General features: G+C 74.2%; 24 protein-coding genes. 18 read left to right on the top strand and 6 right to left on the bottom strand.

Annotated elements, in window-relative coordinates; genetic code table 11:
* The first annotated feature begins 433 nt into the window (after nt 1–433).
* The 3 genes from IE172_RS24375 to IE172_RS24385 are packed head-to-tail and all read left to right on the top strand — an operon-like array spanning nt 434 to nt 2,676.
* Nucleotides 434–1,003 carry a helix-turn-helix domain-containing protein gene (locus IE172_RS24375; protein ID WP_190099493.1) on the top strand — a complete coding sequence of 190 codons (570 nt, stop codon included), beginning with the start codon at nt 434–436 and terminating at the stop codon, nt 1,001–1,003.
* A complete protein-coding gene (locus IE172_RS24380; RefSeq protein ID WP_190099448.1) occupies nt 1,000–1,731 on the top strand; it encodes a helical backbone metal receptor in 732 nt (243 codons plus the stop codon). The genes IE172_RS24375 and IE172_RS24380 overlap by 4 nt, the downstream gene beginning before the upstream one ends.
* A gap of 9 nt (nt 1,732–1,740) precedes the next feature.
* A complete protein-coding gene (locus IE172_RS24385) occupies nt 1,741–2,676 on the top strand; it encodes a LysR family transcriptional regulator (protein ID WP_190099449.1) in 936 nt (311 codons plus the stop codon).
* A 66-nt stretch (nt 2,677–2,742) separates the two neighbouring features.
* Here the strand turns inward: IE172_RS24385 and IE172_RS24390 are convergent, their stop codons facing one another.
* The 3 genes from IE172_RS24390 to IE172_RS24400 all read right to left on the bottom strand — a co-directional run bounded on the left by IE172_RS24390 (nt 2,743) and on the right by IE172_RS24400 (nt 5,777).
* Nucleotides 2,743–3,429, bottom strand: a complete 687-nt coding sequence (locus tag IE172_RS24390; RefSeq protein WP_190099450.1) for a gamma-glutamyl-gamma-aminobutyrate hydrolase family protein — start codon at nt 3,427–3,429, stop codon at nt 2,743–2,745.
* 5 nt (nt 3,430–3,434) lie between these two features.
* On the bottom strand, nt 3,435–4,895 hold the full coding sequence (gene eat / locus IE172_RS24395) for an ethanolamine permease (protein WP_190099451.1): 1,461 nt from the start codon (nt 4,893–4,895) through the stop codon (nt 3,435–3,437).
* 147 nt (nt 4,896–5,042) lie between these two features.
* Complete coding sequence (locus tag IE172_RS24400; RefSeq protein ID WP_190099452.1) at nt 5,043–5,777, bottom strand: FadR/GntR family transcriptional regulator; 735 nt, start codon at nt 5,775–5,777, stop codon at nt 5,043–5,045.
* 85 nt (nt 5,778–5,862) lie between these two features.
* Between IE172_RS24400 and IE172_RS24405 the strand changes: the two genes are divergently transcribed.
* Genes IE172_RS24405 through IE172_RS24420 form a run of 4 tightly spaced genes read left to right on the top strand, consistent with a single transcriptional unit; the run spans nt 5,863 to nt 10,337 of the window.
* Entirely contained in the window at nt 5,863–7,233 is a 1,371-nt protein-coding gene (locus IE172_RS24405; RefSeq protein WP_190099453.1) for a glutamine synthetase family protein, read from the top strand.
* An 8-nt stretch (nt 7,234–7,241) separates the two neighbouring features.
* Nucleotides 7,242–8,615: an aldehyde dehydrogenase family protein gene (locus IE172_RS24410; RefSeq protein ID WP_190099454.1), complete on the top strand. Its 1,374-nt coding sequence runs from the start codon at nt 7,242–7,244 to the stop codon at nt 8,613–8,615.
* 6 nt (nt 8,616–8,621) lie between these two features.
* Entirely contained in the window at nt 8,622–9,404 is a 783-nt protein-coding gene (locus IE172_RS24415) for a 3-oxoacyl-ACP reductase (protein ID WP_190099455.1), read from the top strand.
* A 27-nt stretch (nt 9,405–9,431) separates the two neighbouring features.
* Nucleotides 9,432–10,337 (top strand): DUF2510 domain-containing protein, encoded by a 906-nt coding sequence (locus IE172_RS24420; RefSeq protein ID WP_190099494.1) that lies wholly within the window; start codon nt 9,432–9,434, stop codon nt 10,335–10,337.
* A 4-nt stretch (nt 10,338–10,341) separates the two neighbouring features.
* On the opposite strand, the gene IE172_RS24425 is transcribed toward IE172_RS24420, so the two are convergent.
* Entirely contained in the window at nt 10,342–11,544 is a 1,203-nt protein-coding gene (locus tag IE172_RS24425; protein WP_190099456.1) for an amino acid deaminase/aldolase, read from the bottom strand.
* Nucleotides 11,545–12,743: 1,199 nt separating this feature from the next.
* Here IE172_RS24425 and IE172_RS24430 point away from each other — a divergent pair.
* On the top strand, nt 12,744–13,598 hold the full coding sequence (locus IE172_RS24430) for a hypothetical protein (RefSeq protein ID WP_229886321.1): 855 nt from the start codon (nt 12,744–12,746) through the stop codon (nt 13,596–13,598).
* Entirely contained in the window at nt 13,595–14,776 is a 1,182-nt protein-coding gene (gene mycP, locus IE172_RS24435) for a type VII secretion-associated serine protease mycosin (protein WP_190099457.1), read from the top strand. The genes IE172_RS24430 and mycP overlap by 4 nt, the downstream gene beginning before the upstream one ends.
* Before the next feature lie 134 nt (nt 14,777–14,910).
* On the opposite strand, the gene IE172_RS24440 is transcribed toward mycP, so the two are convergent.
* The gene (locus IE172_RS24440) at nt 14,911–15,633 is read right to left on the bottom strand and encodes a serine hydrolase (RefSeq protein WP_190099458.1); all 723 of its coding nucleotides are present in this window, start codon (nt 15,631–15,633) and stop codon (nt 14,911–14,913) included.
* A 70-nt stretch (nt 15,634–15,703) separates the two neighbouring features.
* Here IE172_RS24440 and IE172_RS24445 point away from each other — a divergent pair, with 70 nt between their 5' ends.
* The gene (locus IE172_RS24445; protein ID WP_190099459.1) at nt 15,704–16,435 is read left to right on the top strand and encodes an SseB family protein; all 732 of its coding nucleotides are present in this window, start codon (nt 15,704–15,706) and stop codon (nt 16,433–16,435) included.
* A 27-nt stretch (nt 16,436–16,462) separates the two neighbouring features.
* Here IE172_RS24445 and IE172_RS24450 read toward each other — a convergent pair whose 3' ends face one another.
* Nucleotides 16,463–16,840, bottom strand: coding sequence for a DUF1844 domain-containing protein (locus IE172_RS24450; RefSeq protein ID WP_190099460.1), 378 nt, complete (start codon nt 16,838–16,840; stop codon nt 16,463–16,465).
* Nucleotides 16,841–17,235: 395 nt separating this feature from the next.
* Between IE172_RS24450 and infC the strand changes: the two genes are divergently transcribed.
* From infC to IE172_RS24490, 8 genes are all read left to right on the top strand, one after another.
* Nucleotides 17,236–17,898: a translation initiation factor IF-3 gene (gene infC / locus IE172_RS24455; protein ID WP_190099496.1), complete on the top strand. Its 663-nt coding sequence runs from the start codon at nt 17,236–17,238 to the stop codon at nt 17,896–17,898.
* Between the two features lie 111 nt (nt 17,899–18,009).
* Entirely contained in the window at nt 18,010–18,204 is a 195-nt protein-coding gene (gene rpmI, locus IE172_RS24460) for a 50S ribosomal protein L35 (RefSeq protein ID WP_003977225.1), read from the top strand.
* Between the two features lie 96 nt (nt 18,205–18,300).
* Nucleotides 18,301–18,684 (top strand): 50S ribosomal protein L20, encoded by a 384-nt coding sequence (gene rplT, locus IE172_RS24465; RefSeq protein WP_004933571.1) that lies wholly within the window; start codon nt 18,301–18,303, stop codon nt 18,682–18,684.
* A 246-nt stretch (nt 18,685–18,930) separates the two neighbouring features.
* Nucleotides 18,931–19,791: a TrmH family RNA methyltransferase gene (locus IE172_RS24470; protein ID WP_190099461.1), complete on the top strand. Its 861-nt coding sequence runs from the start codon at nt 18,931–18,933 to the stop codon at nt 19,789–19,791.
* A gap of 92 nt (nt 19,792–19,883) precedes the next feature.
* A complete protein-coding gene (locus tag IE172_RS24475; RefSeq protein WP_190099462.1) occupies nt 19,884–21,020 on the top strand; it encodes a sensor histidine kinase in 1,137 nt (378 codons plus the stop codon).
* A 167-nt stretch (nt 21,021–21,187) separates the two neighbouring features.
* Nucleotides 21,188–22,309 (top strand): phenylalanine--tRNA ligase subunit alpha, encoded by a 1,122-nt coding sequence (gene pheS, locus IE172_RS24480; protein WP_190099463.1) that lies wholly within the window; start codon nt 21,188–21,190, stop codon nt 22,307–22,309.
* Nucleotides 22,309–24,822, top strand: coding sequence for a phenylalanine--tRNA ligase subunit beta (gene pheT / locus IE172_RS24485; protein ID WP_190099464.1), 2,514 nt, complete (start codon nt 22,309–22,311; stop codon nt 24,820–24,822). The genes pheS and pheT overlap by 1 nt, the downstream gene beginning before the upstream one ends.
* 198 nt (nt 24,823–25,020) lie before the next feature.
* Nucleotides 25,021–26,073, top strand: a complete 1,053-nt coding sequence (locus IE172_RS24490; RefSeq protein WP_190099465.1) for a PP2C family protein-serine/threonine phosphatase — start codon at nt 25,021–25,023, stop codon at nt 26,071–26,073.
* Nucleotides 26,074–26,259: the final 186 nt, after the last annotated feature.

A 26,259-nucleotide genomic window follows, 5' to 3' on the forward strand; every position in this document is an offset into this window, starting at 1 on the left:
ACGCGGGGGACGCGCGCCCCCGTGGTCACCCGCCGTACCGGCCGCCCCGGGGGGCGGGCCCGGATCCGCCCCCGACGGAGCGGCCGGGCCCGCCCCTCGGGCGTGCCCGGACCGCCGTGACGACGGTAGGAATCCGGCCAACCGCAGAGCGTGACGCCCTCCCCGGACCTTCCGGGCCCTCCTGGTGACCTTCCGCCGGGCGCGGGTGACAATGGCGGGGAACACCCCCATTTCGTGTACACGGGGAACCGAGGGGCCCGCCGGGCGGCTGGCGCGAACTGTGAGGTCGGCACCGGCCGCGCGGGACGCCGACGCGACAGGCGCCTGAAACGGTTCGCCGAACATGCGTAGGGTGCAGACAACTCACCAGGAGGAGTGCGCCGCGACGGTGGCGCACGGGTGCGGGACGATCGGCGAGGAGGGAGCCGGAGCGATGGGCGACCACAAAGAACAGCCGTTGCGGGTGGGCGCGGCCGTACGGCGCCGCCGCCGCACGCTGGAGCTCACCCTCGCCGTCGTGGCCGAGCGCAGCGGCCTGTCGGTCCCGTTCCTGAGCCAGATCGAGAACGAGCGGGCCCGTCCCAGCCAGAGCTCCCTGGAGAAGGTCGCCGACGCCCTGCGCACCACCGCGGTGGAACTCCTCGCCGCCGCCGACCCGGCCTGCAGCGTGGACGTGGTCCGCGCCGAGGGTGCCGTGCCGTGGGTGGAACCCCGGGTGCGGTCCCTGGTGCGCGGTCACCATCAGATGCACGCCTCGGAGTTCACCGGCGACCATGACGCGGGCCGTGAACTGCAGTACCGCAACGACCAGTTGATGTACGTGGCCGACGGCGCCGTGGAGATCGAGGCGGAGGGCCGCGCCTACCGTCTGGGCCGCGGCGACACCCTGTACCTGACCGGAGGCGTCCGGCACCGCTGGCGGGCCACGGTCCCGGAGACCCGGCTGCTGGTCGTCGCGGTCGCCGAGGACATCGAGGCGCTGCGGGACAAGCCGCAGCGATGAGCCGTCCCCGGGTCGTCTCCCTGGTCCCCTCGCTCACGGAGGCGGTGGCGCGCTCCGCCCCCGGCTCGCTGGTCGGCGCCACCGACTGGTGCACGCACCCGGCCGGACTGGACGTCGTGCGCGTCGGCGGCACGAAGAACCCGCGGGTGGACCGGATCGCCGCCCTCGCCCCCGACCTGGTGATCGCCAACGAGGAGGAGAACCGCGAGCCGGACCTGGCGGCCTTGCGGGCGGCCGGCCTCGACGTGCTGGTGACGGAGGTGCGGACGCTGCCGGGGGCCTTCGGCGAGCTGGACCGGGTGCTCACCGCGTGCGGGGTGCCGGCACGGCCCCGGTGGCTGGACGAGGCGGAGGCCGCCTGGGACGCCCTGCCCCCGCCCCGGGAGCACCTGACGGCGGTCGTGCCGATCTGGCGGCGCCCGTGGATGGTGCTGGGCCGGGACACCTTCGCCGGCGACGTGCTCGCCAGGCTCGGCGTCCGCTCTCTGCACGCCACCCACCCCGAGCGCTACCCGCGCGTCCCGCTCGACGCACTGCGCGCGGCACGGCCCGACCTCGTCGTGCTCCCCGACGAGCCGTACCGCTTCACCGCCGACGACGGCCCCGAGGCCTTCCCCGGACTGCCCTGCGCGCTCGTCGGCGGCCGGCACCTCACCTGGTACGGGCCGTCACTGGCCGAGGCGCCGACCGCGCTGAACCGGGCCCTGAAGGCGGCGCACACCCCATAAGCTGGTCTTATGAGCGGCACGCACGACCACACCGACGATCGTCACAGGAGCGCCGGATCCCTGGCCCACCGGGTACCGGACCTCGGAGGACTGGAGCTGCTGCTGGCGGTGGCGCGGCTGGGAAGCCTGGGCGGTGCCGCGCGGGAGCTGGGCATCACCCAGCCCGCGGCGAGCAGCCGCGTGCGGTCGATGGAACGGCAGCTGGGGGTGGCCCTGGTCGACCGCTCGCCGAGGGGATCACGGCTGACCGACGCCGGCGCGCTGGTCACCGACTGGGCGCGGCGGATCGTCGAGGCGGCGGAGGCGTTCGACGCGGGCGCGCAGGCGCTGCGGGACCGCCGGGACTCACGGCTGCGGGTGGCGGCCAGCATGACGATCGCCGAGTACCTGCTGCCGGGGTGGCTGCTCGCGCTGCGCGCGGAGCGGCCGGACACGGCGGTGTCGCTGCTCGCGGGGAACTCGGCGGCGGTGGCGGAGCGGCTGGTGTCGGGAGAGGCCGACATTGGGTTCGTGGAGGGACTGACGGTACCGGCGGGGCTGGACTCCGCGGTGATCGCCCACGACCGGTTGATCGTGGTCGCGGCGCCGTCGCACGCGTGGGCCCGCAGGCGTCGGCCGCTGGCCGCGGAGGAGCTGGCGGCCACCCCGCTGATCCTGCGCGAGGAGGGGTCGGGGACGCGGCAGGTGCTGGACGCGGCGCTGGGCGGGCTGGCGCGACCGCTGATCGAGGTGTCCTCGACGACCGCGGTGAAGGCGGCGGTGGTGGGCGGGGCGGGACCCGCGGTGCTGAGCGAGCTGGCGGTGGGGGAGGAGCTGGCGATGCGGCGGCTGGTGCGGATCCCCGTGGACGGGGCGGCGCTGACCCGCGATCTGCGGGCGGTGTGGCGGGCGGGGCACCTGCCCGCCGGGCCGGCGCGGGATCTGCTGTCGCTGACACGGGGGTGAGGGCCGCGGCCCCGCGGAGGCACACCCGCGCACGGTGGCGGAGACCGGGGAAGGGGCCGGCAGCGGTCACGCGGCCGCCGAGGCGATCAGGGCCCGCACGACACGGAGGTCCTCCGCCATCTCCGGGTGCCACTGGACGCCCAGGGTCCAGGGCCCCGTGGTGAGTTCGACGGCCTCGATCGTGCCGTCCTCCGCGTAGGCCGAGGGGATCAGGTTCCGGCCCAGGCGGTCGACCGCCTGGTGGTGGTAGGCCGGTACGTCGGTCTGCTCCGGGACGGCGGCGGCGTAGAGCGTGCCGGGGACCGGCTTCACCGGATGGCGGCCGAAGGTGCCCGGCACCCCCGTGTGCCCCTCGACGTGCTGGACGAGCGTGCCGCCGAGGGCGACGTTCAGCAGCTGCATGCCCCGGCAGATGCCCAGCAGCGGGATCCCCCGCTCCAGCGCCGCCCCGATCAGGGCCAGCTCCCAGGCGTCCCGGGCCCGGTCGGGCGGCCCGGTGCGCGGGTCGGGGACGGCACCGTAGTGCACGGGCTCCACGTCCGGGCCGCCCGAGACGACCAGGCCGTCGAGCCGCGCCACGGTGTCCGCCGCCCGCTCCGGCGCGTCCGGCGGGAGCATCACGGCCAGTCCGCCCGCCCGTTGCACCAGCAGCGGGTAGCCGGCCGGCAGCAGCGCGGCGTCGAGCCGCCACACCCCCCAGGCCACACCGGCCTCCGCGTACGTGCTGATGCCGATGAAGGGGCGGGCCGCCATGGGGGTCACCTTTCCTCGATCCGTTCCCGGGACAACTCTGCCTCGGCCGCCGCCAGCGCCGCGAACTCCTCCTCCGGCGCCTTCGCCACCAGATGCCTGCGGCTGTACAGGCCGAAGTACGCCAGCGCCACGACGTACACCGCCAGCGCGATGAAGGCGGCCGTCACATCCACCAGGAACGTCGCCACCAGTGCCGCGCAGGCCAGCACCAGGGCCACCGACGAGGTGAGCACACCGCCGGGCGTCCGGTACGGCCGCTCCAGCTCCGGCTCCCGGCGGCGCAGCACGATGTGGGACAGCGACATCAGCGCGTACGAGATCGTCGCGCCGAAGACGGCGATGTTCAGCATGCGGGCCCCGTCGCCGGTCCCGGCGGCCAGCGCGAAGCCGATCGCTCCCGGCACGAGCAGACCGAGGTACGGTGCCCGGCGGCTGCTGGTGAGGGACAGGAACCTCGGCAGGTAGCCCGCGCGGGACAGGGCGAACAGCTGGCGCGAACCGGCGTAGATCAGCGAGAAGAACGACGCGACCAGCCCCGCGAGGCCCGCGTAGTTCACGATCCGGCTCAGCACCGTCGCCTCGCCGTCCGGCTGGAGGGCCTCCACCAGCGGATTGCCCGCGTCCTGGACGGCGGCCGAACCCCGCGCACCGGCCGCCGCGAAGAAGGTCACCACGGCCAGCACCACCAGGATGCCCATCGACCAGCGGATCGCCTTCGGCAGCGTACGGGCCGGCTCCCTGGTCTCCTCGGCGGCCAGCGGCACGCCCTCCACGCCCAGGAAGAACCACATGCCGAACGGGAACGCCGCCCAGATGCCCAGCAGCCCCATCGGCAGCCACGAACTCGCGCCGAACGCCGAGGAGTCCACCGGGATGTCGTCGAGGGACGAGGCGTCGAACTCGGGCAGCGCGGCCAGCGCGAAGACCACCAGCGCCGCCACCGCGATGCCCGTGACGACGAAGCTGAACCGCAGCGCCTCGCCCACGCCCCACAGATGGATGCCGATGAAGACGGCGAAGCACGCCAGGTACACCGGCCAGCCGGACTCCAGGCCGAACAGGCCCAGCGACTCGACGTAGTCGCCGATGAAGATGGAGATCGCGGCGGGCGCGAGGACGTACTCGATGAGGATCGCGGTCCCGGTGAGGAACCCGCCCCACGGTCCGAGCGCCCGGCGGGCGAAGCCGTAGCCGCCGCCCGCCGTGGGCAGGATCGAGGACAGCTCGGCGAGGGCGAAGACCATGCAGGCGTACATGGCGCCCATCAGCACCATGGCGATCGCCAGGCCGCCGAAGCCGCCCTCGGCCAGACCGAAGTTCCAGCCCGAGTAGTCGCCGGAGACGACGTAGGCGACACCGAGGCCGGTCAGCAGCAGCCAGCCCGCGCTGCCGCGGCGCAGCCTCCTGCGCTCCAGGTAGTCGTCCGCCTCACCGGCGGTCTCACGGGACGAAGACGGAAGGCTCACGGTGCGGCTCCCCAGGGGCGAGGGCGAGGAAGGCGGGCAATGGAACACATCCAGACCTTTGTGGGCCCATACCTTCGTGGCGCGAGCACCGTGAGCGCAACCCCCGTGCGTCAAGCCCCGGTAAACCGTCCGCCCGGGGTCACGGCCTCACGCCAGGAACCCGCGCAGCAGTGCCGCCGTCCCCTCGCAGTGCTCGCGCATCACGTCCCGCGCCCCGTCCGCGTCCCCCTCCAGCACCGCCTCGACCAGCGCCGCGTGCTGGCGCTGTGAGTGCTCCAGATTGCGCACCAGCAGCGGGATGCAGTCCAGCAGGTCGTTCACCGAGGCCCGGACGGCCGCGTACTGCGCGGTCAGCGTCGGTGACCCGCACAGCTCCGCCAGCGTGAGGTGGAACAGCGTGTCGAGGCGCCGGTAGTCGGCCAGCGGGGCCTCCTGCGTGCCGGCCAGCGCCTCGCGCAGCCGCCTCGCCCGCCCGTCCGTCAGCCCGTGCGCCGCGCACAGGCCGGCCGCGCCCACCTCCAGCACCTCCCGGAACCGCAGCACGTCCTCGATGTCCACCCCGGCGATCCGCCGCCGCAACTCCTCCTCGCCCGTGTCGGTGGGGCGGGGCAGCACGAACGTGCCGCCGTACCGGCCGCGCCGCGACTCCACCAGGCCCTGCTCCTGGAGCACCTTCAGCACCTCTCGCAGCGTCACCCGGCTGATCCCCAGCCGCTCCGCCAGCTCCCGCTCGGCAGGCAGTCGCTCCCCGCCCGCCACCAGGCCCAGCCGCACCACCTGGAGGATCTGCTCCAGCGCCTCCTCGAAACCGTTGCCCGCGCGGACCTGCCGCAACACCGGCGCCAGCCGGTCCCCGACCGCGCCGACCACATCCTCGGACATCCCGCCGCGCCCCCTTCCCAAGCAATGGTCCTCAGCAATACCTTATGGCTCCCGGCTCGACCGCAGAAGCCCGAGGAGGCCCTCCGTGGCAGACCGCACACCCCCGCTCGCCGTCGAGGAGCTGCACACCCTCGTCGCCGCCGGCGAGATCGACACCGTCGTGCTCGCCTTCCCCGACATGCAGGGGCGGCTCCAGGGCAAGCGCTTCGCGGCGCGCTTCTTCCTCGACGAGGTGCTCCGGCACGGCACCGAGGGCTGCAACTACCTGCTCGCCGTCGACGCCGACATGAACACCGTCGACGGCTACGCCATGTCCTCCTGGGAGAGCGGCTACGGCGACTTCGCCATGTACCCCGACCTCGACACCCTGCGCCGGGTGCCCTGGAACGAGGGCACCGCCCTGGTCGTCGCCGACCTCGCCTGGGCCGACGGCACCCCGGTCGCCGCCGCCCCCCGGCAGATCCTGCGCCGCCAGCTGGACCGTCTCGCCGCCCTCGGCTACACCGCGCAGGCCGGCACCGAGCTGGAGTTCATCGTCTTCAAGGACACCTACGAACAGGCCTGGGACGCCGGCTACCGCCAACTCACCCCCGCCAACCAGTACAACGTCGACTACTCGGTGCTCGGCACCGGCCGCGTCGAGCCCCTGCTGCGCCGCATCCGCAACGAGATGGCCGCCGCCGGACTCACCGTCGAGTCCGCCAAGGGCGAGTGCAACCCCGGCCAGCACGAGATCGTTTTCCGCTACGACGAGGCCCTGGTCACCTGCGACCAGCACGCCGTCTACAAGACCGGCGCCAAGGAGATCGCCGCCCAGGAGGGCGTCTCCCTCACCTTCATGGCCAAGTACGACGAGCGCGAGGGCAATTCCTGCCACATCCACCTCTCCCTCGCCGACGCCGCGGGCGACAGCGCCATGCCGGGCTCCGCCGAGGAACCGGACTCCATGTCCGCGGTGATGCGCCACTTCCTCGCCGGGCAACTCGCCGCGCTCCGCGAGTTCTCCCTCCTCTACGCCCCGCACATCAACTCCTACAAGCGGTTCCAGCCCGGCTCCTTCGCCCCGACCGCCGTCGCCTGGGGCCGCGACAACCGCACCTGCGCCCTGCGCGTGGTGGGCCACGGCCGCTCCCTGCGCTTCGAGAACCGGCTGCCCGGAGGCGACGTCAACCCGCACCTCGCCGTCGCCGGCATGGTCGCCGCCGGCCTGTACGGCATCGACCAGAAGCTGGAACTGCCCGAGCCCTGCACCGGCAACGCCTACACGGCCGACTACGAGCACGTCCCCACCACCCTGCGCGAGGCCGCCGAACTGTGGGAGACCAGCGCCATCGCGAAGGCCGCCTTCGGCGAGGAGGTCGTCGCGCACTACCGCAACATGGCGCGCGTCGAGACCGACGCATTCGACGCCGCGGTCACCGACTGGGAACTGCGCCGCTCCTTCGAACGCATGTGAGGCACTCCGTGTCCGACCGGCCCACCGAGCTCCAGGTCCGCAACCCCGCCACCGAGGAGGTCATCGCCACCGTCCCGGCCGCAGGCCCCGCCGACGTCGACGCCGCCGTCAGGCGCGCCGCCCGCGCGCAGACGCGATGGGCAGCCCTCGCACCCGGTGACCGAGCCCGCCTGCTGCGCCGGTTCGCCGCCACGGTCGACGGACACCTGGAGGAACTGGCCCGTCTGGAGGTCCGCGAGGCCGGCCACACCCTCGGCAACGCCCGCTGGGAGGCCGGCAACGTCCGCGACCTGCTCGACTACGCGGCCGGGGGAGTGGAACGGCTGACCGGCCGCCAGATCCCGGTCCCGGGCGGGATCGACGTCACCTTCCTCGAACCCCTCGGCGTCGTCGGCGTCATCGCGCCCTGGAACTTCCCGATGCCGATCGCGGCCTGGGGCGCCGCCCCCGCCCTCGCCGCGGGCAACGCGGTGCTCCTCAAACCCGCCGAGACCACCCCCCTCACCGCCCTGCGCCTGGCCGGACTGGCCCTGACGGCGGGCCTGCCCGAGGGTCTCTTCCAGGTGCTCCCCGGACACGGCCCCGTCACCGGGAACGCCCTCGTCGAGCACCCCGGCGTCGCCAAGATCGTGTTCACCGGATCGACGGCCGTCGGCAAGCAGGTGTGGGCCAGGGGCGCGGACCGCCTCGCACGCGTCACCCTGGAACTCGGCGGCAAGAGCCCCAACATCGTCTTCGCCGACGCCGACCTGGAGGCCGCCGCGGCCGCCACCCCCATGTCCTTCCTCGACAACGCCGGACAGGACTGCTGCGCCCGCACCCGCATCCTCGTCGAGCGCTCCGTCCACGACCGGTTCCTGGAACTGCTCGCCCCCGCGATCGAGGCGGTCCGGGTGGGCGACCCGGCCGACGAGAGCGTGGACATGGGCCCGCTGATCTCCCGCGCCCAGCTGGACCGCGTCCGCTCCTACGGCACCGACGCCCTCGACGGCATCCGCGGCAAGGCACCCGGGGGCCCCGGCCACTGGTTCCCGCCGACCGTCCTCACCGGCGTGGACCCCCGGGCGCGGGTCGCCGTCGAGGAGGTCTTCGGCCCCGTCGCCGTCGTCCTCCCCTTCGACGACGAGGCCGACGCCGTACGCCTGGCCAACGCCACCGAGTACGGCCTCTCCGGCTCCCTGTGGACCCGTGACGTCGGCCGTGCCCTGCGCGTCTCCCGGGCCGTCCGCGCCGGGAACCTGTCGGTCAACTCCCACTCCAGCGTCCGCTACTGGACCCCCTTCGGCGGCTTCAAGCAGTCCGGTGTCGGCCGCGAGCTCGGCCCGGACGCGCTGGCCGCCTTCACCGAGACCAAGAACGTCTTCATCAGCACGGAGGCCTGAGCGCACATGAGCGAAGAGAACATCTGCCGCCGGCTGACCGGCCGCACCGCCGTCGTCACCGGGGCCGGCAGCGGCATCGGCCTCGCCACGGCCCGCCGGCTCGCCGCCGAGGGCGCCCACGTCGTCTGCGGCGACGTGGACGAGACCCGCGGGAAGGCCGCCGCCGAGGAGACCGGCGGCATCTTCGTCGCCGTCGACGTCACCGACCCCGAGCAGGTCGAGGCCCTCTTCCGGACCGCCCACGACACCTACGGCAGCGTCGACATCGCCTTCAACAACGCCGGGATCTCCCCGCCCGACGACGACTCCATCCTGGAGACCGGCCTCGACGCCTGGAAACGCGTCCAGGAGGTCAACCTCACCTCCGTCTACCTGTGCTGCAAGGCCGCCATCCCGTACATGCGGCGCCAGGGCAAGGGCTCCATCATCAACACCGCGTCCTTCGTGGCCCGGATGGGCGCGGCGACCTCGCAGATCTCCTACACCGCCTCCAAGGGCGGCGTTCTCGCCATGTCCCGCGAACTCGGCGTGCAGTTCGCCCGCGAGGGCATCCGCGTCAACGCCCTGTGCCCCGGGCCGGTCAACACCCCGCTGCTGCGCGAGCTGTTCGCCAAGGACCCCGAGCGCGCGGCCCGCCGTCTCGTCCACGTCCCGCTCGGCCGCTTCGCCGAGGCCGAGGAGATCGCCGCCGCCGTCGCCTTCCTGGCCAGCGACGACTCCTCCTTCGTCAACGCCACCGACTTCCTGGTGGACGGCGGGATCTCGGGGGCGTACGTCACGCCCCTCTAGCGAGAGCCCTACAGTGCCGGGATGAGCATGACGCCCCCGCCCGGCTGGTACCGCGATCCGCATGCCCCGCACCTGGAACGCTGGTGGGACGGCACGGCCTGGACCGGGCACCGGCGTACGCCCGGGGCTCCCGCCGCGCCGCCGGCCCCGTCCGCGGGCGGCACGGGCGGTACCGGCCGGTCCAGGGCGGTCGCCCTGACCACCGCGGGGGCCGTGCTCGTCGCCGCCGTCGTCACCGGCGCGGTGGTCCTCGGCGGGCAGGACGACGACGGCCCGGGAACGCGAACCGCCCCCACCACCGGCACCGCCGCCCCGGCCGGCCCGCCCTCCCCGTCTCCGTCCACGCCGCAGCCGCCGGCCGACCCGAACGTGGTCGAGGACGAGCTCAACGGCATCACCTTCCCGCTCCTCGACGGCTGGGTCAGACCCCGGCACGTCGCCGACGAGGACGTCGTCATGACCACCGACGGCACCTACGACTGCCCCGGCGAGGGCTCCGTCTGCCGCCACGGCCTCGTCCTCTCCCGCACCGTGACCGAGCGCGACACGGCCTCGCCCGAGGCGCTCGCCGAAGAGGACATCTCCGACGCGGCCGACGCCGCCTTCGACGAGGACGCCCTCGGCCGGCGCCCGTACGGGGGCCTGGAGTCCCACGAGGTCGTGAAGTCCGGCCCGGTCGCGGTGGCGGGCCGCGCCGGATACCTGGTGCGCTGGCGCGTCACCACCGCCGAGGGCCCCGGCGGCTACGTGCAGTCGATGGTGTTCCCCTCCAGCGTGGGCACCGAGGCACCCGTCCTCGTCCGGTACGTCTTCGACGCGGGGGAGGACGGCCCGCCGCCGGCCGACATGGACCGCATCACCAAGGGCATCCGCCCGGTCACCGACGGGGCCGCCGGCGGCGGGGTCGGCAGCAGCATCGGCCCGCCGGACTGAACCGTCACAGGAACGTGTGACCCTCACCCCGGTACGTCGGCACCGTCGACGTCACCGCGTCGCCCTCCACCAGGTGCAGCGCGTCGAACCGCTCGCACAGCTCGCCCGCCTTGGCGTGCCGGAACCACACCCGGTCGCCGATCAGCAGGTCGTCGGCGGGGGAGCCCAGCAGCGGGGTCTGCACCTCGCCGGGCCCCTCCCGGGCGTCGTAGCGCAGACCCTCGGGCAGATACGGCACCGGCAGCCGGTCGGCGCCGGGAGCGCCGGACGCCGGATAGCCCCCGCCGAGCACCGTCACCACGCCGACGCCCGGCCGCCGCACGACGGGCAGGGCGAAGAGCGCCGCCGGACGCCCGCTGAACGACGTGTAGTTGTCGAACAGCCGCGGCACGTACAGCCCCGAACCGGCCGCGATCTCCGTGACCGCGTCCTCCGCGGCGGTGTGCTGCACACTGCCCGTGCCGCCGCCGTTGACGAACTCCAGATCCGGCACGACCTCACGGACCGCCCGCACCACCGCCGCCCGCCGCTCGGCGAGCTCCCGGCGGGCGGCGGACTGCATCAGCCGCACCACCCCGGACCGCAGCGGCCGCCCGGCCAACGCGTCGCCCACGCCCGCCACATGACCCTCGTACGCCATGATGCCCACGACCCTGAAGCCGGGCCGCCGGGACACCGCGCGCGCCAGCTCGGCGACCTCGGCGGGGGAGTGCAGCGGGGAACGCCGGGCGCCGATCCGCATCCGCCCGCCGAGCAGCCTGAGCGACGTGTCCAGCTCCAGGCACACCCGTACGACCTCCTCGCCGCCCGCGCGGGACGCGTCGATCAGGTCCAGCTGCGCCGGATCGTCGACCATGACCGTGACGGCGGCGGCCAGCTCGGGGTCGGCGGCCAGCTCGGCGTAGCCGGCCCGGTCGGCGGACGGATAGGCGAGGAGGACGTCGCCGAAACCGGAGCGGGCCAGCCACAGGGACTCGGCGAGCGTGAACGACATGACACCCGCGAAACCGTCCCGCGCCAGCACCCGTTCCAGCAGCGCACGACAGCGTACGGACTTGCTGGCGACCCGGACCGGCTTGCCCCCGGCCCTGCGGACCAGGTCGTCCGCGTTGGCGTCGAAGGCGTCCAGGTCCACGATCGCGAGAGGGGCTTCGAGCGGGGCGGTGGCCCTGTCGTAACGGGCCCGGTCAGCGGCGCGCGCAGTCATGACCGCAGCCTGCCAGACAGGATTACCGCAGGGTAGGGGGACGTTCCGGGCAGATGCCGCGGGCCTGCGGACTGGTTCCCGTCCGGCGCGCATCACGCCGTAGAGTGACGCGCACGCACGGCGGATCGGGGCCGGGCCCGGTGGTCCGGGCGGGATGACGCGCCGTCCGTGCGGGTATCTGTGCCCGGGACGAGTCCGTGCCGGGCCCCTGGCAGCGAGAACGCCGGCCCGCGCAGGCAGGAACGGCCCGGGCACGAGGAAACGGGGGGTGCATGAGCACGGAAGCGCGCCGCGCCTCCCTCCCTCCGCGCCCCGCCGTGCCCCCGCGTCCCGCTCATCCCCCGGCCCAACAGGGCAGGACCTCCGGCGGCCCGGGAGCCTTCGACACCCGCGAGCCGGCCCACGACGCCGGCACACCCCCCGGCGTACCGGCACCCGCCCCCCGGGGCGGCACCGCCGGCCCCGGCGAGCGGACCGGCACCGGGCCGACACCCCCGCCGTCCTCCGGCACCGGACCGGACGGGCACGACGGCACCACCCCCGCGACCGCTCCGCACCGGGCCCCGCGTGGGCCGGGCGGCACCAGGGCGGGTGGACCCACTGCGGCCCGAACCCCAAGTGCGTCCGGCGGGCCGGGTGTTGCGGCGGACTCGTCCACCGGCGACGCGTCCGGCACCGGTCCGCAGGGACGCCCTGGGGGCCTCGACGCGGCGCCCGCGCACGGCGATCGTCGTACCGACGACGCGGCCACCGGCCGTCGGGCACCCGCTTCCGACGCGTCCCGGCGGGGCCCGCGAGGCTTCGGAGCCGGCGCGCAGGACCCCGTGGGGCCCCCGCCGCCGCGTGCCTCCGCCCGGTTCCCCGACGCCCCGCCGACCGTCGGCCGCGGCCTGCGCTCCCCGGACGCCCCACCCGCTGTACCGCCCCGCTCCCCGGACGCCCCGCCCGGCGTACCGCCGCAGCCCACCCACCGGCCCGCCGCGCGAGGCGCCGGCGCTCCCGCGGAGACCGCGTCGGAGACCACCACCCGCCTGCGCCCCGTCCCCGCGCATCCCACCGGCCGGCCGGGCCCGACACCCCCGGCACCGCCCGGTCCGCGACCGGACCACGGCGGACCACGCGGTGCCGCCCCAGCCGCCGGCCCCGGCGAGCCGCGCCGCGGCGGCGCCCCGGACCCCGCGCTGTCCTGGAGCGCGCCCATGGCGCCGGGCGGTGCGCCCGGGCCCGGACGGGCCACCGTCGTGTCGTTCGGCGAGCCGGAGGGATACGACGAGCATGCGCGGCCACGGCCGCTCGGACGCCGCAGCCGGTCACAGACCGTGGCCGCGGCGGCCTGCCTCGTCCTCGGGGCGGGGCTCATCACCGGTGCCGCCACCGGCGGTTGGCTCGCGGACGGCTCCGAGGGGCCCGCCGCCCGGAACGGCTTCACCGCCGCCGGCGCCCTCTGGCACAACGTGCCCGTCGACCAGCTGTTCCCGCCCGCCCTCCAGGGCAAGGGCGCCGGCCCCGGCAACGCCGACCGCACCTGGACGCGCATCGCCGTGGCACCCGACAGCGGCTGCAAGGGCGCCTTCGACCCCCTGTTGCGCAAGGTCCTCGACCCCGTCGGCTGCGCCCGCCTGCTGCGCGCCACCTACACCGACGCCACCCAGAGCCATGTCACCACCGTCGGCCTGCTGTTCACCGAGGCCGACGCCGCCGGCATGAGCGCCCTCGCCCGCCGCTTCGACACCGAACGCCTGGACCGCCGCACCGATCTGATGCCCCTGCCGTACGCCGCGAAGGGCACCGCCGCGGCGGGCTTCGGCCCCGGACAGCGTGCCTCCTGGGCGATCTCCGTCCTCACCGACGCCCCCGTCGTCGTCTACGCCGTCACCGGCTGGGCCGACGGCCGGACCGTCGACCCCCCGCAGCCCGCCGGGGACGCCATGGAGTCCGGGGCCGGCACCGGCCCCGCCCAGGCGGGCCTCGGCCACGAGGCGCAGGGACTCGCCGACCGCATCGAGCGCGGGCTGCGCAAGAAGGCGGGCACCGCGACGGAGCGGCCGTCATGAGCCCCCTTCCCGGCAGACGGCCCGCTGCGGCCCTCGGCGCCCTCCTCGCCGCGACGCTCGTCCTCCTGCCCGCCACCCCCGCGCACGCCGACGGCATCCGGGCCCGGCAGTGGGGCCTGGAGGCCATGCGCACCGAGCAGGCGTGGCAGACCACCAAGGGCGCGGGCGTCACCGTCGCCGTCCTGGACACCGGCGTCGAGACCGACCATCCCGACCTCGACGGCAACGTGCTCCCGGGCAAGGACCTCGTCGGCTTCGGGGCGCGCGAGGGCGACCGCGCCTGGGCCCGCCACGGCACCGCCATGGCCGGCATCATCGCCGGTCACGGCCACGGACCCGGCAACGCCGAGGGCGTCATGGGCGTCGCGCCCGAGGCGAGGATCCTCCCCGTCCGGGTGATCCTGGAGGACGGCGACCCGGCCCGCGCCAAGGCCCGCAGCACCCGCGGCAACGCCCTCGCCGAAGGCATCCGCTGGGCCGCCGACAACGGCGCCGACATCATCAACCTCTCCCTCGGCGACGACTCCGCCTCTGCCCACCCCGAACCCGGCGAGGACGAGGCCATCCAGTACGCCCTGCGCAAGGGCGTGGTCGTGGTCGCCTCCGCCGGGAACGGCGGCGAGAAGGGCGACCGCATCTCCTACCCGGCCGCCTACCCCGGCGTCATCGCCGTGACCGCGGTCGACCGCTACGGCACCCGCGCCCCGTTCTCCACCCGGCGCTGGTACGCGACGGTCAGCGCCCCCGGGGTCGACGTGATCATCGCCGACCCCGATCACAAGTACTACGAGGGCTGGGGCACCAGCGCCGCCGCCGCGTTCGTCTCCGGCGCCGTCGCCCTGGTCGAGGCGGCCCACCCGGGCCTGGCCCCGGCCCAGATCAAGCGTCTGCTGGCGGACACCGCCCGCAACGCCCCCGACGGCGGCCGCGACGACTCCCGCGGTTTCGGCTTCGTCGACCCGGCCGCCGCGATCGAGGCAGCGGCCCGTCTGGAGCCGGACGGCCTGCGGTCGGCCGCCTACGGCGAGAAGTACTTCGGCCCCGGCCCGGACACCGACGACCCCGACGACGGCACCGCCGACTGGGCGGCCCCCCTGGCGGGCGGCGCCGGTGGCGTCCTGCTGGTCGCCACGGTCGTCCTGTGGCGCGGCCGCCGCCCGGAGCGACAGGCCCCGTGACCGCCGCACAGCCCGAGCCGGCGGACCGGTCCGGTGCCGCGGGCGTGCGGGGGTGGCCGCCCGCACCCCTCCGTGCGGAGTGACGGGACCCGTCGTCGCCGTGCGTTCCGAGCCGGCGGGCCGACAGGGAGGGTTCAGTGCCCCGGGCGCGGGGGGCGCCCGGCCCCCGCGGCACGGGGGCCGGGGCCCTCCGCCGCGGCGACGGCCGTCCGCACCGCCTCCTCCATCCGGGCCACGCCCCGCTCCTTCGTCGCGTTGCCGTCGGAGAGTGCCGCCACCAGGTACGCGCGCCCGCCGGCCGTGACGCGGCCGACGCTGTTCACCACCCACAGGCCCGTGGCGTCACGCGGCAGCCAGCCGTTCTTCACGCCCCACCCGGTGCCGGCGTCCGCCAAGGACGGCACGCCCCACGCCTGTTCCGGGACGACCCGCCCCATCAGGTCCCGCGCATACGCCCGCGAGGCCGCGCCCAGCACCGAGTCCGCGCCGAACACCTGCCGCAGCAGCACCAGCCGGTCCACGGCCGTGGTCCGGGTCAGGCCCCACAGCGGGCCGTCGCCGCCCTCGGTCTCCGTCAGCCCCAGCCGGGCGTTGGCGGCGTCGAGCCCCGCCGCCCGCCCGAGGTCGTCCCACAGGGCCGACGCCGCGTCGTTGTCGCTGCGCACGATCATCGCCGCCGCGCACGACCGCTCCGCCCGGCCGAGTTCCCGTCCCGCGTCCTGGGCCCGCAGCAGCACCGCCGCCAGGAGGTCGAGCTTCACGACGCTGGCCGTGACGAACACCCCGTCGCCGTACGAGACGGTCTCACCGGAGTCCACGTCCAGCACCGCCACGGACACCCGCGACCCGTCCGCCACCGCCGTCTCCCTCCACCGAACCCCAAGCCGCGTCCGAGCCTGTCACGGTTCGCCGATAGGCTGGGTGTCCGTGGCGAACAAGAACATCCCCGACTCCCCGTTCCGCGACGACGACGGCACCGCCGACCCCCGGCTGAGCGCCGCCCTCGCCGCCTGGGCCGAGGACGGCAACGCCGTCGGCCCCGTCCTCCAGGCGCTCAAGGGCGCGCGGCTCCTCGTCCCCGTCGTCGCCCTGCTCGGCGAGGTCGAGGAGGACGAGAACGGGCTGCGGCGCGAGAAGACCAGCGACATGGCCGTGCCCACCCTCAAGGCCGGCGGCCGCACCGCACTGCCCGCCTTCACGTCCACCGAGTCGCTCGCCCGCTGGGACCCGGCGGCCCGCCCCGTCGCCGTACCGCTGCACCAGGCGCTGCAGGCGGCCGCGCACGAGAAGGCGGACACCCTGCTCCTGGACATGTCGGGACCGGTGCCCTTCGAACTGACCGGCCCCGCACTGCTCGCGCTCGCCGAGGGCCGCACCAGCACCGATCCGCTCACCGATCCGGCCGTCGTCGACGCCGTACGGACCGCCGTGGCCGCGGAACCCGCCGTGCTGCGCGCCCACCTCGGGCCCGGACCGGCCGACGGCACCCTCGCCCTCGTCCTCGACCCGGCCGTCCCCGCCGCCGAGGCGGCCCGTGCCGTCGCCCAGCGGCTCGCCGCCGACGAGACACTGAGGGCCCGCCTGGTGCGCGGCCTCGACCTGGCAGTCCTGCCGGCCGAGGCGACGCCGCCGGGCGAGCCCCTGTACGTACGTCCCTGAGACGTCCCCCGGACGTCCCGCGGCGGGTCAGCCGTAGACCGCGCCCGTGTACTTCTCGCCCGGCCCCTTGCCCGGCTCGTCCGCCACCAGCGAGGCCTCGCGGAAGGCCAGCTGGAGCGACTTCAGGCCGTCGCGCAGCGGGGCCGCGTGGAAGGAGCTGATCTCGGTCGCCGAGGCGTCCAGCAGACCGGCGAGCGCGTGCACCAGCTTGCGCGCCTCGTCCAGGTCCTTGAACGTGTCGCCCTCCTCGGTCAGACCGAGCTTCACGGCGGCGGCGCTCATCAGGTTGACGGCGACCGTCACGATCACCTCGACCGCCGGGACCTCGGCGATGTCGCGGGCCATGGCGTCGAAGTCGGGGTTGCCGGGGGTCTCGGGGGTGTCCGAGGGGGAGGTCTCACTCATGCCCCACACGATAGGCGCAGCCGGAGGCGCCCCTGACGCCAGGAGGCGGGAGCCGGCCGGTTGGTGCACCCCACCGGGAGCTGCTAACCTTGTGTAACGACCGGTCGGACCCGTATGCCTCGCGGCTCGCGAGTCCGGCCCACAAGTGGAGGCTCCGAACTCCCACCTGTCGCCCTCAGGGTGGCGGGTCACCGGTCAGGCGGTCCCGTCCCCGAGGCGGGGGATCCGCCCGATGACGCGCCCCGCGGTCCCCGTGGCGGTGTTCCGGTAGTTCCAGGAGCCCCGCCCGTGATCGTCCGGGGCGTTTTGCTTGCTCCGGCGCGGTCAGGTCCAACGAACACAGACGTTACGCGGCTGTCCGCCAGACCGTCGCGTGGTGCTACCGAGGAGGATCCATCAGCGCCGAGCCCCGCATCAACGACCGGATTCGCGTTCCCGAGGTGCGACTTGTCGGTCCCAGCGGCGAGCAGGTCGGGATTGTTCCGCTTGCCAAGGCCCTGGAGCTTGCGCAGGAGTACGACCTCGACCTCGTCGAGGTCGCGGCGAACGCCCGTCCGCCCGTGTGCAAGCTCATGGACTACGGGAAGTTCAAGTACGAGTCGGCCATGAAGGCCCGTGAGGCGCGCAAGAACCAGGCGCACACGGTCATCAAGGAGATGAAGCTCCGGCCGAAGATCGACCCGCACGACTACGACACCAAGAAGGGTCACGTCGTCCGGTTCCTCAAGCAGGGCGACAAGGTCAAGATCACGATCATGTTCCGCGGTCGCGAGCAGTCCCGGCCGGAGCTCGGCTACCGACTGCTGCAGCGCCTCGCGGAGGACGTGGCCGACCTCGGGTTCGTGGAGTCGAACCCGAAGCAGGACGGCCGCAACATGATCATGGTCCTCGGTCCGCACAAGAAGAAGACCGAGGCGATGGCCGAGGCCCGCCAGGCGCAGGAAGCCCGCAAGGCGGACGCCAAGGCCAACCCCGGCAAGTCGCAGAACGCCGCGGAGACCGAGGCCGATGCGCAGACCGAGGCCGCCCCGGCGGCCGAGGAGCCTGCCGACGCGTGACTCCCCGGGGCGCGAGCCCCAGGAAGCAACCGAAACAAGTACGACGCTCCAACCGTGCCCGGTTTTCGTGACCGGGCACCGGAGCGCCACCGACGAGGAGAGAACGGCGCTATGCCGAAGAACAAGTCGCACAGCGGTGCCAGCAAGCGCTTCAAGATCACCGGCTCCGGCAAGGTGCTCCGCGAGCGCGCCGGCAAGCGCCACCTGCTCGAGCACAAGTCGTCCCGCGTGACGCGTCGCCTCACCGGCAACGCCGAGATGGCCCCGGGCGACGCCGCGAAGATCAAGAAGCTTCTCGGCAAGTGAGGTCGGGCGCCCAGCGCCTGATCCACCGACACCGGGACCCAATCGTTTCCGGGCCGTGTGGCGACAACCACGGCCCCGCTACAAGGAGTTAAACAAGTGGCACGCGTCAAGCGGGCAGTCAACGCCCACAAGAAGCGCCGGGCGATCCTCGAGCAGGCCTCCGGCTACCGCGGTCAGCGTTCGCGCCTGTACCGCAAGGCCAAGGAGCAGGTCACCCACTCGCTGGTCTACAACTACAACGACCGCAAGAAGCGCAAGGGTGACTTCCGCCAGCTGTGGATCCAGCGCATCAACGCCGCTGCCCGCGCCAACGGCATCACGTACAACCGCTTCATCCAGGGTCTGAAGGCCGCGAACGTCGAGGTCGACCGCAAGATCCTGGCCGAGCTGGCCGTCAACGACGCCACCGCCTTCGCGGCGCTCGTCGAGGTCGCGCAGAAGGCGCTGCCGGCGGACGTGAACGCCCCCAAGGCGGCGTGAAGCACTGCGTTGGCTCGAAGCCGACGTGAATTCAGGACCCGCAGGCTCCAGGGCTTGCGGGTCCTGCTGTTGCCGTTCGGCGGCGGGTTCTCCGGCTGCGGGCCCTTCGTGGCCGGTCGTGCGGTTCCCCGCGCCCCCGGGGTGCCGCGGTGCGGCCCGACAGCGGCACCACGCCCACGCCGGGACCCCCCCTGCCGCCACCGCCCCGCACCGCACACCGCGATTCCCCCGAAGGTGAACACGACCATGGCCCCCGTCAGCCCTGAGCTGATCTCCCCCCGCTCCTCCCGCGTCGCCGCCGCCCGGCGGCTCGCCAAGCGGAACTTCCGGGGGAAGGAACGGCTGTTCCTCGCCGAGGGGCCGCAGGCCGTGCGGGAGGCCGCCACGCACCGAGCCGGGGACGGCGCCCCGCTCGTCGAGCTGTTCGCCACCGTCGAGGCGGCCGAGCGCTACGCCGACATCATCGGCGCGGCCCGCGACGCCGGGGCCCGGGTGCACCTCGCCTCCGAGGACGTCATCGCCGACATCTCCACCACCGTCACCCCGCAGGGGCTCGTCGGAGTGTGCCGGTTCCTGGACACGCCGTTCGCGGAGATCCTCGCCGCCCGGCCCCGCCTCGTCGCCGTCCTCGCCCACGTGCGCGACCCCGGCAACGCCGGCACCGTGCTGCGCTGCGCCGACGCCGCGGGAGCCGAAGCCGTCGTCCTCACCGACGCCTCCGTGGACCTCTACAACCCCAAAGCGGTACGCGCCTCCGTCGGTTCCCTGTTCCACCTGCCCGTCGCCGTCGGCGTCCCCGTCGAACAGGCCGTGACCGGCCTGCGGGACGCCGGCGTACGGCTGCTCGCGGCCGACGGAGCCGGCGACCGGGACCTCGACGACGAGCTCGACAAGGGCACCATGGGCGGCCCCACCGCCTGGGTCTTCGGCAACGAGGCATGGGGCCTGCCCGAGGAGACCCGCGCCCTCACCGACGCCGTCGTGCGCGTCCCGATCCACGGAAAAGCCGAAAGCCTGAACCTCGCCACCGCCGCCGCCGTATGTCTCTACGCGTCGGCGCGTGCACAGCGCGCCGTCGGAGGGTGCCGCTCCGTCACCGACAGCTAGTAGGCTGACCAGCTCGGGGACCCTCCCCCAAGCTCTCGGCCGGTCCCGAGCACGGGGCGCCCCGAGGAAGTTCCGAGAGGTGGGGTACGGGGATGAGCGTCGGCACGAGCAGCGCACCGGGAGCACAGCGGGTCGCGCGCCCGCCCGCGCCCCGGCCCGGTGACCTCGCCGAACTCGGCATCGACCCCGACCAGCTGCCCGACGGACTCGTGGTCGCCGACGAGCACGGCCGGGTGATCTGCTTCAACGCCGCCGCCGCCCGCATCACCGCCGTCCCCGCCGAGCGGGCCCTCGGCCGCCCGCTGGAGACGGCGCTGCCGTTAGAGGACCTGGAGGGCCGCCGCTGGTGGCAGCTCACCGACCCCTACGGCGGCCTCGCCATCCGGGTGCGCCAGCCCGAACGCAACCTCCTGCTCCCCGGCGGCCGCGAGGTCCTCGTCTCCGCCCGCTACGTCCGCACCCGCCCCACCGGCCCCGTCCGCCGCGTCGTCGTCACCCTGCGCGACACCGAGGCCCGCCGCCGCACCGAGCGCAGCCACGCCGAGCTGATCGCCACCGTCGCCCACGAACTGCGCTCCCCGCTCACCTCCGTCAAGGGCTTCACCGCCACCCTGCTCGCCAAGTGGGAGCGGTTCACCGACGACCAGAAGCGGCTGATGCTGGAGACCGTCGACGCCGACGCCGACCGCGTCACCCGGCTCATCGCCGAGCTGCTCGACATATCCCGCATCGACTCCGGGCGGCTGGAGGTGCGCCGCCAGCCCGTCGACATCGGTGCCGCCGTCGGACGCCACATCCAGGCCCACGTGGCCGCCGGGCAGCCGGCCGACCGGTTCCTGCTGCGGGTGCAGCACCCGCTGCCCGACCTGTGGGCCGACCCCGACAAGGTCGACCAGGTGCTGAGCAACCTGCTGGAAAATGCCGTGCGTCACGGCGAGGGAACCGTCACCATCGACATCACGCCCTCGGCGTCCCCCCGTGAACGGGAGGACGCCGGAACGTCGGTCACGGTGAGCGACGAAGGGCCCGGCATTCCGGAGGAGTCCATGAACCGCGTCTTCACCCGCTTCTGGCGGGGCAGCAAGCGCGGCGGGACGGGCCTCGGGCTGTACATCGTCAAGGGCATCGTCGAGGCCCACGGCGGCACCATCACGGTCGGACGCGCCCCCGGCGGCGGCGCCCGGTTCCGATTTACGCTGCCCGTGGCGGCACCGGCGTATCTCACCTGAGACGTCCGACGGCCCCCACGGGCGCATTCGCGTTCCCCCACCCCGTTAGACTCGGCTTTTGGCACCTTTGCGTCCCGAGGACGAAAGACCAGGCGAACCACACGCGGGATTCGTCCACGTGTCGATGACGGGGACCATCAGCCAGACAACCGGAAGCACGGGAAGAGATGTCGGCACCGAATAAGTCGTACGACCCTGTCGAGGTCGAGGCGTTGAAACCGGAAGAGATCGAGCGCATGCGGGACGAGGCGCTCGCCGCCTTCGCCGCCGCGGACTCCCTCGACGCGCTCCAGGAGGCGAAGGTCGCCCACACCGGCGGCACCTCCCCGCTGGCGCTGGCCAACCGCGAGATCGGCGCGCTGCCGCCGCACGCGAAGGCCGACGCCGGCAAGCGCGTCGGCCAGGCGCGCGGTGCCGTGAACAAGGGACTCGCCGCCCGCCAGGCCGAGCTCGAGGCCGAGCGCGACGCGCGCGTCCTGGTCGAGGAGGCCGTGGACGTCACGCTGCCCCACGACCGCGTACCGGCCGGCGCCCGGCACCCGCTCACCACGCTCTCCGAGCGCATCGAGGACGTCTTCGTGGCCATGGGCTACGAGGTCGCCGAGGGCCCCGAGGTCGAGACCGAGTGGTTCAACTTCGACGCCCTGAACATCGGCCCGGACCACCCGGCCCGCGGCGAGGCCGACACCTTCTTCGTCGAGGGACCGGAGGGCGGCACCGAGTCCGGTGTCGTGCTGCGCACCCACACCTCGCCCGTGCAGGTCCGTTCCCTGCTCGACCGCGAGCTGCCGGTCTACGTGATCTGCCCCGGCCGCGTGTACCGCACCGACGAGCTGGACGCCACGCACACCCCCGTCTTCCACCAGGTCGAGCTGCTCGCCGTGGACGAGGGCCTGACCATGGCGGACCTCAAGGGCACCCTGGACCACATGGTCCAGTCGCTGTTCGGCGCGGAGATGAAGACCCGGCTGCGGCCGAACTTCTTCCCCTTCACCGAGCCGAGCGCCGAGATGGACATGCTCTGCTACGTCTGCAAGGGCGCGTCCGTCGGCAACCCGGACCGGCCCTGCCGCACCTGCTCCAGCGAGGGCTGGATCGAGCTCGGCGGCTGCGGCATGGTCAACCCGCGGGTGCTCACCGCCTGCGGCGTCGACCCCGAGAAGTACAGCGGCTTCGCCTTCGGGTTCGGCATCGAGCGGATGCTGATGTTCCGCCACAACGTCGATGACATGCGAGACATGGTCGAGGGTGACGTCCGGTTCACCCGGCCGTTCGGGATGGAGATCTGATGCGGATCCCGCTTTCCTGGCTGCGGGAGTACGTCGACCTGCCGGCGACGGAGACCGGCCGTGACGTACAGGCCAAGCTCATTTCGGCCGGTCTCGAGGTCGAGACCGTCGAGCACCTCGGTGCCGACCTCAAGGGCCCCCTCGTCGTCGGCCAGGTGCTGACCATCGAGGAGCTGGAGGGCTTCAAGAAGCCGATCCGCTTCTGCACCGTGGACGTCGGACAGGCCAACGGCACCGGTGAGCCCCAGGAGATCGTCTGCGGCGCCCGCAACTTCGCCGTCGGCGACAAGGTCGTCGTGGTCCTCCCCGGCGCCACGCTCCCCGGCGGCTTCTCGATCAGCGCCCGCAAGACCTACGGCAAGACGTCCCACGGCATGATCTGCTCCAGTGACGAGCTGGGCATGGGTGACGACGGCACCCACGGCATCATCGTGCTGCCGCCGGAGACCGAGGTCGGCAAGGACGCCATCGAGCTGCTCGAACTGGTCGACGAGGTCCTGGACATCGCCGTCACCGCCAACCGCGGCGACTGCCTGTCCCTCCGCGGCGTCGCCCGCGAGACCGCCATCGCCTACGGCCTGCCGCTGCGCGACCCGGCCCTGCTCGACGTGCCCGGGCCGAACGCCTTCGGCTACCCGGTGAAGGTCTCCGACCCGGCCGGCTGCGACCGCTTCACCGCCCGCACGGTGACCGGCCTCAGCCCTGAGGCGCGCTCCCCGATCTGGCTGAAGCGCCGGCTGCAGAAGGTCGGCATGCGCCCGATCTCCCTCGCCGTCGACGTCACCAACTACGTGATGATGGAGCTCGGCCAGCCGCTGCACGCCTACGACCGGAACCTGGTCCAGGGCACCATCGGCGTCCGCCGCGCCGAGGAGGGCGAGAAGATCGTCACCCTCGACGGCGTCGAGCGGAAACTGCACGCCGAGGACCTGGTCATCACCGACGAGCGCGGCCCCATCGGCCTCGCCGGCGTGATGGGCGGGGCCGACACGGAGATCGCCGACCACGACGACCTCGAGAAGTCGACCGGTGACGTGGTCATCGAGGCCGCCCACTTCGACCAGGTGACCATCGCGCGCACCGCCCGCCGCCACAAGCTGTCCTCCGAGGCGTCCCGCCGCTTCGAGCGCGGTGTGGACCCGCAGGCCGCCGCCGCTGCCGCGCAGCGCACCGTCGACCTGCTGGTGCTGCTCGCCGGGGGCACCGCCGAGGCGGGCGTCACCGAGGTCGTCGCCCCGAGCGCGCCGCACACCATCACCGTCGCGGCCGACCACCCCGACAGGGTCGCGGGGGTGACCTACGGCCGGGAGACCGTCGTGCGCCGCCTCCAGGAGGTGGGCTGTGACGTGTACGGGCAGGACGAGCTGATCGTCACGGTGCCGTCCTGGCGGCCCGACCTGACCGACGCAAACGACCTGGCCGAAGAGGTCATCCGGCTGGAGGGCTACGAGAACCTGCCCGCCACGCTGCCCAGGCCGCCGGCCGGCCGGGGCCTGACCGCCCGTCAGCGGCTGCACCGCCGGGTCGGCCGCGCGCTCGCCGGGGCCGGTTACGTCGAGGCGCCGAACTACCCGTTCGTCAGCGAGCAGGTCTTCGACCAGCTCAGCCTGGAGGCCGACGACCCGGCCCGCCGCGTGGTCAGGCTCGTCAACCCGCTCAGCGACGAGGAGCCCGCGCTGCGGACCACGCTGCTGCCGGGTCTGCTCGGCGCGCTGCGCCGCAACGACGGCCGGGGTTCGCACGACCTCGCGCTGTTCGAGACCGGCCTCGTCTTCCTGCCGGGAGACGAGCGCAGGGCCGCCGCGAACCTGTCCGTCGACCGCCGTCCGAGCGAGGACGACATCGCCGCGCTGAACGCCGCGCTGCCCGACCAGCCCCGGCACGTCGCCGTCGTGCTGGCCGGTGCCCGTGAGCAGGCCGGCTGGTGGGGCAAGGGCCGCCCGGCCGACTGGGCCGACGCGGTCGAGGCCGCCCGGACCGTCGCCCGCGAGGCCGGTGCCGAACTGGGCATCCGCAAGGGCCAGTACGGGCCCTGGCACCCCGGCCGCTGCGCCGAGCTGACCGTCACCGTCGACGGCGCCGAGCGGGTCGTCGGCCACGCCGGTGAGCTGCACCCGCGCGTGGTGAAGGCCCTGGGCCTGCCCGCGCGCAGCTGCGCGATGGAGCTGGACCTGGACACCGTGGAGCGGGTCGGCGCGGGCACCCCGCAGGCACCGGGCATCTCCACCTTCCCGGTCGCCACGCAGGACGTCGCGCTGGTCGTCGACGCGTTCGTGCCCGCCGCGGAGGTCGAGGCCGCCCTGCGGGAGGGCGCCGGTCCGCTGCTGGAGTCCATCCGCCTGTTCGACGTGTACGAGAACGCCGAGCAGCTGGGCGAGGGCCGCAAGTCGCTGGCGTACGCGCTGCGCTTCCGCGCGACCGACCGCACCCTGACCGTCGACGAGGCGTCGGCGGCCCGCGAGGCGGCGGTGGCGGTCGCGGGCGACCGTACCGGAGCGGTCCTGCGGGGCTGAGTTCCGCCAGGTCATCGACCGTGGGGGGCGTGCGCGTGCGCGCACGCCCCCCACGGTCGTGTGGGCTTGCCGGTCACCTCACTCGTTCGAGTGACTATCCGGGGTGATACGTCAGGTTCAGGCCATATGGTCGACAGAATCGGACCGGCCTCTCGGGGCCGGTCTGCGCTGTCCGGGCCTATATGGGGGGCCATCGGCATGATCCGCTTCAAGCCTGGGGCTTCCCGCTGGGTGCCGCCCCGGTTCCTCTCACGGGCGTTCACCCTCTCGGTGCCCGTGGCCTGGGGTGCCACCGCGGTCGCCTACCGGATGACCTGCCCGCTCGCCCGGGACGACGCCCTCGGCGCGCGCCTGGTCAGCAGCGCCGTGCTGTGCACGGTCGTCACCGGCCTCGTGATGCACGTGCGGGGCGGACTGCTGCGCGAAGTGCGGCGGGCCCGCGCGGTCGCGGAGGCGGCCCAGGACGCTCTGCTGAGGCCGCCGCCGCCGCGGGTCGACGGGCTGGCCGTCGCCGCGGTCCACCTGCCCGCCGACCGGGAGGCCCGGATCGGCGGCGACCTGTACGAGGTGATCGCCACCGAGCACGGTGTGCGGGCGCTCATCGGTGACGTCCGGGGGCACGGAGCCGGTGCCCTGCGGACCGTGGCCGCCGTCCTCGGCAGCTTCCGCGAGGCCGCCCACGACGAGGCCGAACTGGCCGGTGTGCTGCGCCGGCTGGAGCGGGCGATGGCCCGGCACCTGCGGGAGCGGGTCGCCGCCGAGTCCGACCCGGCGGTGGCGGAGGAATTCGTCACCGTCCTGCTGCTGGAGATCCTCCCGGACGGGGAGGTACGAGCGCTGAACTGCGGACACCCCTGGCCGTACCGGCTGACCGGGGCACGGGCCGAACCGCTCGCCCGTGCCGATCCGCTGCCGCCGCTCGGCCCGTTCCCGCTGCCCGCCGAACTGCCCGCCCTCCCCTGCGGACGCCTGCTGCCCGGCGACGCGCTCGTGCTGCACACGGACGGGGCCGAGGAGGCCCGCGACCGCGAGGGCCGCTTCTTCCCGCTCCAGGACGTCCTCACCGAGGTCGCCCGCACCCGCCGGCCGACACCCCCCGGGGCGGTCCTGCGCTCGGTCCTCACCGCCCTGCTCCGGCACTCCGTCGACCCGCCGAAGGACGACGTGGCCCTGCTGGTCCTCAGCGACGAACGCACCATCCGCCGCCCCGCCCCGGACCTCCACGAGAGGGCGCGCCTGCGCGCACGGTAGGGACACCGAGGGCCGGCGGGCCGTCCGCCCGCCACGGAGTGTCGGGCAGGCAGCCGGGCGGACGGCGAGGATACGGGCCGCCGCACTGTACGAGGGGGAGCCGGCGGCCCGGCCGGCCTCTTTCGAGGCAACACAGTCAACCGGCCGGGCACGCTCCGCGACAGCGCGCGCACACCGCGGATGCGG

The sequence above is a fragment of the Streptomyces griseoflavus genome (assembly GCF_014649995.1).
Lineage (GTDB): Bacteria > Actinomycetota > Actinomycetes > Streptomycetales > Streptomycetaceae > Streptomyces > Streptomyces griseoflavus.

Bases quoted from the DNA above. Each gene is read 5' to 3' on its own strand.
- IE172_RS24375 (WP_190099493.1), top strand. From the start codon at position 434: ATGGGCGACCACAAAGAACAGCCGTTGCGGGTGGGCGCGGCCGTACGG.
- IE172_RS24380 (WP_190099448.1), top strand. From the start codon at position 1,000: ATGAGCCGTCCCCGGGTCGTCTCCCTGGTCCCCTCGCTCACGGAGGCG.
- IE172_RS24385 (WP_190099449.1), top strand. From the start codon at position 1,741: ATGAGCGGCACGCACGACCACACCGACGATCGTCACAGGAGCGCCGGA.
- IE172_RS24390 (WP_190099450.1), bottom strand. From the start codon at position 3,429: ATGGCGGCCCGCCCCTTCATCGGCATCAGCACGTACGCGGAGGCCGGT.
- IE172_RS24400 (WP_190099452.1), bottom strand. From the start codon at position 5,777: ATGTCCGAGGATGTGGTCGGCGCGGTCGGGGACCGGCTGGCGCCGGTG.
- IE172_RS24415 (WP_190099455.1), top strand. From the start codon at position 8,622: ATGAGCGAAGAGAACATCTGCCGCCGGCTGACCGGCCGCACCGCCGTC.
- IE172_RS24420 (WP_190099494.1), top strand. From the start codon at position 9,432: ATGACGCCCCCGCCCGGCTGGTACCGCGATCCGCATGCCCCGCACCTG.
- IE172_RS24425 (WP_190099456.1), bottom strand. From the start codon at position 11,544: ATGACTGCGCGCGCCGCTGACCGGGCCCGTTACGACAGGGCCACCGCC.
- IE172_RS24430 (WP_229886321.1), top strand. From the start codon at position 12,744: ATGGCGCCGGGCGGTGCGCCCGGGCCCGGACGGGCCACCGTCGTGTCG.
- mycP (WP_190099457.1), top strand. From the start codon at position 13,595: ATGAGCCCCCTTCCCGGCAGACGGCCCGCTGCGGCCCTCGGCGCCCTC.
- IE172_RS24450 (WP_190099460.1), bottom strand. From the start codon at position 16,840: ATGAGTGAGACCTCCCCCTCGGACACCCCCGAGACCCCCGGCAACCCC.
- rpmI (WP_003977225.1), top strand. From the start codon at position 18,010: ATGCCGAAGAACAAGTCGCACAGCGGTGCCAGCAAGCGCTTCAAGATC.
- IE172_RS24470 (WP_190099461.1), top strand. From the start codon at position 18,931: ATGGCCCCCGTCAGCCCTGAGCTGATCTCCCCCCGCTCCTCCCGCGTC.
- IE172_RS24475 (WP_190099462.1), top strand. From the start codon at position 19,884: ATGAGCGTCGGCACGAGCAGCGCACCGGGAGCACAGCGGGTCGCGCGC.
- pheS (WP_190099463.1), top strand. From the start codon at position 21,188: ATGTCGGCACCGAATAAGTCGTACGACCCTGTCGAGGTCGAGGCGTTG.
- pheT (WP_190099464.1), top strand. From the start codon at position 22,309: ATGCGGATCCCGCTTTCCTGGCTGCGGGAGTACGTCGACCTGCCGGCG.
- IE172_RS24490 (WP_190099465.1), top strand. From the start codon at position 25,021: ATGATCCGCTTCAAGCCTGGGGCTTCCCGCTGGGTGCCGCCCCGGTTC.